Annotated in this window: 5 protein-coding genes; all 5 read left to right on the forward strand. The window is 58.0% G+C overall.

The features are described from left to right. Positions 1-109 precede the first annotated feature (109 nt). The 5 genes from ACFX4T_RS17895 (at position 110) to ACFX4T_RS17915 (ending at position 6,525) form a co-directional block, all read left to right on the forward strand. On the forward strand, positions 110-2,257 hold the full coding sequence (locus ACFX4T_RS17895) for a beta-galactosidase (protein WP_377653071.1): 2,148 nt from the start codon (positions 110-112) through the stop codon (positions 2,255-2,257). Further along, a complete protein-coding gene (locus tag ACFX4T_RS17900; RefSeq protein ID WP_377653073.1) occupies positions 2,248-3,228 on the forward strand; it encodes an ABC transporter permease in 981 nt (326 codons plus the stop codon). Before ACFX4T_RS17895 ends, ACFX4T_RS17900 begins: the two co-directional genes overlap by 10 nt. Before the next feature lie 68 nt (positions 3,229-3,296). Then, positions 3,297-4,166 carry a carbohydrate ABC transporter permease gene (locus tag ACFX4T_RS17905; RefSeq protein WP_377653085.1) on the forward strand — a complete coding sequence of 290 codons (870 nt, stop codon included), beginning with the start codon at positions 3,297-3,299 and terminating at the stop codon, positions 4,164-4,166. Positions 4,167-4,171: 5 nt separating this feature from the next. After that, positions 4,172-5,821, forward strand: coding sequence for an extracellular solute-binding protein (locus ACFX4T_RS17910; RefSeq protein WP_216926165.1), 1,650 nt, complete (start codon positions 4,172-4,174; stop codon positions 5,819-5,821). Positions 5,822-5,826: 5 nt separating this feature from the next. Further along, complete coding sequence (locus ACFX4T_RS17915; RefSeq protein WP_377653075.1) at positions 5,827-6,525, forward strand: YesL family protein; 699 nt, start codon at positions 5,827-5,829, stop codon at positions 6,523-6,525. Positions 6,526-6,646 lie beyond the last annotated feature (121 nt).

A 6,646-nucleotide genomic window follows, 5' to 3' on the forward strand; every position in this document is an offset into this window, starting at 1 on the left:
AGTTTCGGGTAGTGGGCTGTTGTTATTGCGTAAAGTTTACGATACTTTCTCTCTGTGATCTGTGTCGCACTGTGGTTTCCAGGCGACCAATGCCTAGCGAAGGACAAAGATGACCATCGACCCTGAGGACTTACGGGCTGCTGAAAAGCGGCTGCATCAACTGCATCGACAACTGGGCGGCATCGCCTACGGCGGTGATTACAACCCGGAGCAATGGCCGCGCGAGGTCTGGCTTGAGGACGCGAAACTCATGCAGCAGGCCGGGGTGAATCTCGTAACCCTCGCTGTTTTCTCCTGGAGCCGCCTGGAAACCAGCGACGGCGTCTTCGACTTCGAATGGCTGGACGACGTCATGGATCTGATGCACCAGCACGGTATCGGCGTGGATCTCGCGACACCGGATGCCGTTCCGCCAGCGTGGCTCGTGGAGCAGTACCCGGACATCATGCCGGAACGTCCCGACGGAACCACGTTCGGCTTCGGATCCCGCCAACACTTTGACGTCTCCCACCCCGTGTATAGGGAAAAGTCCTTGGCGCTCGCCGAAAAGATGGGGGAGCGCTACGCACAGCATCCTGCGCTGCGCATGTGGCATGTAGGAAACGAATACGGGCCTACCTCGTATGGGCCGTGGGCCGAGAAGGCGTTCCGCCAGTGGCTACGGAGAAAGTACTCATCGCTCGATGAGCTCAACGAGGCATGGAGCACTGCAGTGTGGGGCCAGATCTACACGGACTGGAACCAGGTACGCGTTCCCGCGCAGCCCCGCACGTGGTCCAACCCTTCCCGGCGGCTGGACTTTCACCGCTTCACCTCGGACAGCATGCTGGAACACTTCAAGGCCGAACGGGACGTCCTCAGGCGCCACAGCCCGGACCTGCCGATTGTCACTAATTTCATGCGCTTCTACAAGACCAACGACTACTGGGCATGGGCCGCCCAGGAGGATGCCGCAGCTCTGGATATCTACCCGGATCCCCGTGAAGATGATGCACACGTCGCCGCCGCGTTGAACTTTGACCTCATGCGTTCCTTGCGTCACGGACAACCGTGGATGGTCATGGAGCAAGCGACTGGCGCTGTGAGCCAGTGGTCCGTCAACGTCTCCAAGCTTCCAGGCAAGATGCGGCTCGGCTCTTACCAGGCCATCGCGCAGGGTGCCGATTCGATCCTTTTCTTCCAGTGGCGCCAGGCCAAGGGTGGAACCGAGCGTTACCACTCGGCCATGGTGAACCACGCTGGCCCGAACACCCGCATCTTCCGCGAGGTTTGCGAACTCGGCCAGGAACTCAAATCCTTGGGTGGCCTCACGGGCACACGATCCACAGCCAAAGTGGCGATTGTGTTCGATTGGGACTGTTGGTGGGCACTGGAGCTGGGCAACTCGCCGCGCTCGGACCTGAACTACACCCAGGAAGTGTTGCGTTTCTACCGCCCGCTGTTCGACGCCAACATCACGGTGGACTTCGTCAATGCCAACAGCGAGCTGTCCGCGTACAGCCTGGTGATCATGCCGGCCTCGTACTTGCTCACGGACGCCGCCGCCGAAAAGTTCGAAAACTATGTGTCCGACGGCGGCCGACTGGTGGTCTCTTACCTCTCCGGCATCGTGGACCAGGACAACACAATCCGCTTGGGTGGCTACCCCGGCGCCCTCCGCAACGTGCTGGGCGCGTGGAGCGAAGAAATGCATCCACTTGCCGGGGACGGCGAACAGGTGAAGCTCTCCACGCTCGACGGCGGTACCTCCTCGGCGAGTTACTGGACAGAGCACTTGCACGCCGAGACGGCGGACGTCTTGGCCAGCTACTCTTCCGGGCGCCTCGCGGGAGCTCCTGCCATCACGCGCAACAGTTTCGGGCAAGGAACCGCGGTTTATCTTTCGGCCCGGGTCGAGGACGGGCTGCTCAAACAATTGCTCGAGGACGAACTTCGAAGCGCAGGCGTGGAACCGGAACTAACGGCGCCTACGGGAGTCCAGGTCCGCCGTCGTACTGGCTTGAAACCGGCTGACCTGGGTCATAGCGCCGGCGGTTCAGGCACCGGCGGTTCTGGAGACGCCGCCAAAAGTTTCCTCCTGGTGCTCAACCACAACGATGCGCCTTCCAGGGTGAACGTCCTCGACGGCGGGATAGACCGCATCAGTGGACAGCCGATTCGCGGGGAAGTGGAGCTTCCAGCGAACGGCGTCCTGGTCCTCGAAGAAGTCTCGGTCCTTGAAGAATCGACAACTAAGGCGGGAAAACCATGGCACTGAGGCTGGACGCTCCACCCGAGGTTGTGCCGGGCGCTGAGCCGAGTAAACAGAAAAAGCGGCGCATCAAGCCTGGAAGCTGGAAGCTGGCGCTCAAACGGGACTGGCGTCTGTACACACTGTTAGCGCTACCACTGGCATACCTCCTCATTTTCAGGTACTTGCCAATGGCCGGGAACGTCATTGCTTTCCGCCAATTTCAGCCTGGCGGCAGCATCTTCGGCGAGAAATGGGTGGGTTTCAAATACATCACCCTCTTCATCAACGACCCCAGCTTCTGGCAGGCCTTCCAGAACACGATCGTTCTGGGCATCCTGACGTTGGTGTTCTGCTTCCCGATGCCCATCATTTTCGCGCTGATGCTCAATGAGCTCCGGTCCCAGAAGTTCAAGAAGTTCGTGCAGACTGTGGCTTACCTGCCGCACTTCATGTCAGTGGTGATCATCGCCGGCATGATCCTGCAGAACTTCTCCATGACCGGCACGGTGAACCAGATCGCTGAATCGCTGTTCGGCAACACAATGAACTTCACGCAGGATCCGGGCTGGTTCCGGCCGATGTACATCAGCTCAGAGGTGTGGCAAACGATGGGCTGGGGAGCGATCCTGTACCTGGCCGCGCTCACCCGGGTGGACGAATCACTGTACGAGGCGGCAAGGATCGACGGCGCCAACAGGTGGCAACAGACCTGGCACGTGACGCTGCCCGCCATCCGGCCGACCATCATCACGCTGCTGATCCTGAACATCGGCACTTTCATGGCAGTGGGCTTCGAGAAGATCCTGCTCATCTATAACCCGCTCAACTACGCAACGTCAGACGTTATCTCCACCTACCTGTACCGGGTGGGCCTTGAATCCAGCAACTTCAGCTATGCGGCGGCGATCGGAATGTTTGAATCCGTCATCGGCCTCACGCTGATCCTCTCAGCGAACGCGTTATCCAAGCGCCTCGCAGGAACGAGCCTGTGGTGAACAAGACAGCAACCAAGTCCGCTCCTTCTCTGCGTCCTCGCGCTGCCGGCGGTGTCCTCCTGAAAGACATGAGGGTTTCCACTGGAATGCGGATCTTCAGGGCTTTCAACCTGGTGTTCCTGCTGTTCGTAGTGTTCCTAACGGTCTATCCGTTCCTGAACATCATCGCGCAGTCGTTCTCCAGCGAAGGGTTCATCAACGCAGGGCAGGTCAACCTGTTCCCGATGGGCTTCAACACCGAGACGTACAAGCTGATCCTGGCCGACTCCACGTTCTGGACCAACTACGGAAATACCCTGTTGTACACGGTGGTGGCTACCGCGATTTCAATGGTCCTGACCACTTCATTCGCCTACGCCATTGCCAAGAAGGACCTCAAGGGCCGCAGTCTTTTCATTGGACTCGCCGTCTTCACCATGTTCTTCAACGGCGGGTTGATCCCCAATTACGTGCTCATCAGTTCGCTGGGCATGCGGGATTCAATCTGGGCTGTGGTCCTGCCGAATGCCATCAGCGTGTTCAACCTGCTCATCATGAAGTCCTTCTTCGAAAACATGCCGCGTGAGCTGGAAGAAGCGGCGTCCATCGACGGACTCACTCAATACGGCATCCTCTTCCGTGTGGTGCTTCCACTGAGTAAGGCAATCGTGGCCACCATGGTCCTGTTCTACGCGGTAGCAAACTGGAACTCGTGGTTCCAGGCCTTCCTGTACCTGGATAACCCCGACCTCTTTCCGGTCACCATCTACCTCCGCAACATGATCGCTGGAGTCACTACTGCAGGCTCCGCCGGCGGGACCGCGGAAAACGTGGGCCAAATCGCGGCCAACATCCAGTCGGTCACCATCGTGCTAACCGTCATTCCCATCCTTTGTGTCTACCCCTTCGTCCAGAAGTACTTCTTCTCGGGCGTCATGCTCGGTTCCGTCAAGGAATAACCCTTATGAAAGGACATCCAATGATCGCCAAACGAGAGTTCCGCAGAAGAGACTTCCTCGGCCTTGCTTCCGTTGTCACCATCGGGTTGATGATGACCAGCTGCGACTCTGAAGCCGCCGAGAAGGTGGATACGTCAAAGTCCCGCAATGGTGCGATGGACAGCTTCAAGGTAGGTGACACATTCAAGGCGACGACGCCCTTGTCCTTCACCTTCCTGTTCTCCGACCAGCCAACCTATCCGTACAAGAAGGACTGGCTGCTCTTCACCAAGATGGCCAGCGACAACAACGTCACGCTGGAACCAACCATCGTTCCCAACAGTGATTACGAGCAGAAACGCAGCCTTCTCATCAGTTCCGGCAGCGCTCCGGAGATCATCGCCAAGACCTATCCCGGGCAGGAAGCCGCTTTTGTATCTGCCGGGGCTGTGCTGCCAGTTAGCGATTACGTGGAACTCATGCCGCACTTCCAAGAGAAGGTCAAGAAATGGAAGCTCGAGCCAGAGATCGAAGCCCTCACCCAGGAAGACGGTAAGTACTACGTTCTTCCCGGACTGCACGAGGAACTGTGGCCGGATTATTCTCTGTGCTTCCGTAAGGACGTACTGAAGAAGGAAGGCTTGGCTGAGCCCACCACATGGGACGAGTTCCGTGAAGTGCTGCGGTCGCTCAAGAAGGCGTATCCCGACGTCGTGCCTTTCTCAGACAGGTTCAAAGGCGACAGTGTGCTGAACATCGCGGCACCAACCTTTGGCACGGCCGCGGGTTGGGGCCTGGTGGATGGGCTCCTGTTCGATCAGGACAAGAAGGAGTTCGGATTTGCTGCGGGATCAGAGAAGTTCAAGGACCTCGTGACCTACTTCAACTCCCTGGTGTCTGAAGGACTGATGGATCCTGAGAGCTTCACCCAAACCGACGACTCTGCCATCCAAAAGTTCGTTTCCGGTAAGTCGTTCGTGATCAGTGCCAATTCGCAGAATGTCATCACCTACCGGACCTCCATGGAACAGTCACTGGGCAAGGGCAACTTCGAGATCGGCAAGATCACGGTTCCGGGAGGTCCTGCAGGCGACGTCATCGGTGGCACACGCTTGGAAAACGGCATCATGCTGAACTCGTCCGTCAAAGACAAGGACAGCTTTGTGGCTCTCATCCAATACATCGACTGGTTGTTCTACAGCGATGCAGGCCAGGAATTCAGCAAGTGGGGCGTTGAGGGAACAACCTTTACCAAGGAAGGCGGCAAACGGAAGCTGGCAGCCGATATCAACTTCCAGGGTCTCAATCCCGCAGGCACCAAGGACCTGCGGGTGGACTACGGATTCTCTGGAGGAAACTTCGCCTACGGCGGCTCGACGGAACTCCTGCACTCCACATTCAACGACGAGGAATTGGCGTTCCAAGAGGCCATGAAATCCAAAAAGCCACGCCCGGTTGCACCGCCTGTGCCCTTCAACGACGTCGATCGTGAGCAGGCCACGCTGGCGCTCACCCCTCTCAAGGATCACGTTAAGCAGAACACTCTCAAGTTCATCACGGGGCAGCGTGCTGTCAGCGAGTTTGGTGCGTACGTCAAAGAGCTCGACAGCAAGGGGCAGAGTAAGTACGTCGAGCTCGCAAACAAGGCATACAAGGCCTACGCGGACAAGAAGTAGTCCTGATGGCAGCCACGAAAGCTGAGTATGGATCCGGGACCTTGTTCAAGGCAGCTGGAACTGTGTACGGCATCATGGTTGGCGATGCTTTGCTGGTTCTCGTCAATGCGCTGCTGGTGCTCACTCCGGTGCTGGTTGGCGTCATTGGGCCGTTGGCGTTGATTTCCCTGATCCTGGCAGGCCCTTCATTCGTGGCTGCCTGTTACGCCTTCAACCGGCTGCTTGCACACGAGGACACCGGGGTTTTCCATGACTTTGTGAAGTCGTACCGCAGCAACTTTGGCCAGGCGTTGGTGGTTTGGCTTCCGTACCTCGCGCTCCTTGCGGTCATTGCTTTCAATCTGAGTGTCCTGCCCGGGAACCTGGGACCTGGCCCAGGAGCCAGCCCAGTGCAGATCGCTGCCCGGATAGGGTTGTTGGGCGTCGGAGTCATAGTGGCTACCGCTGCGGTAAATGCTTTGCTCCTGTTGTCCCGGTTCGCCTTCCGAAGCAGCGACATCTATCGGCTCTCCCTTTACACCCTGGGTGTGCAGCGGAGGGTGTCCCTGGGCAGCGCCGGAATCATTTTTATTTCAGGATTCGTGCTGATGGCCACTACTGCTTGGCTGATCCTGTTTGTTGCGGGCTTGCTGGTCTATCTGGTCTGCATGAACTCCCGTCCGCTCCTCAAGTTTGTTGAGGCCAAGTTCACGGCAGCCGAATAGGCAGCATTCGATACCCCATCACCACCTCTACCTTTTGAGGCAGGTTTATGTTCTGAGGGGTGTGTGGTGGTGGTTGCGTCGTGGTGTTTGTTTGGGGTCGATGTGTGGGGGTGGGGTGAAC

The organism is Paenarthrobacter sp. YIM B13468, assembly GCF_042788025.1.
In the GTDB taxonomy this organism is placed as follows: domain Bacteria; phylum Actinomycetota; class Actinomycetes; order Actinomycetales; family Micrococcaceae; genus Arthrobacter; species Arthrobacter aromaticivorans.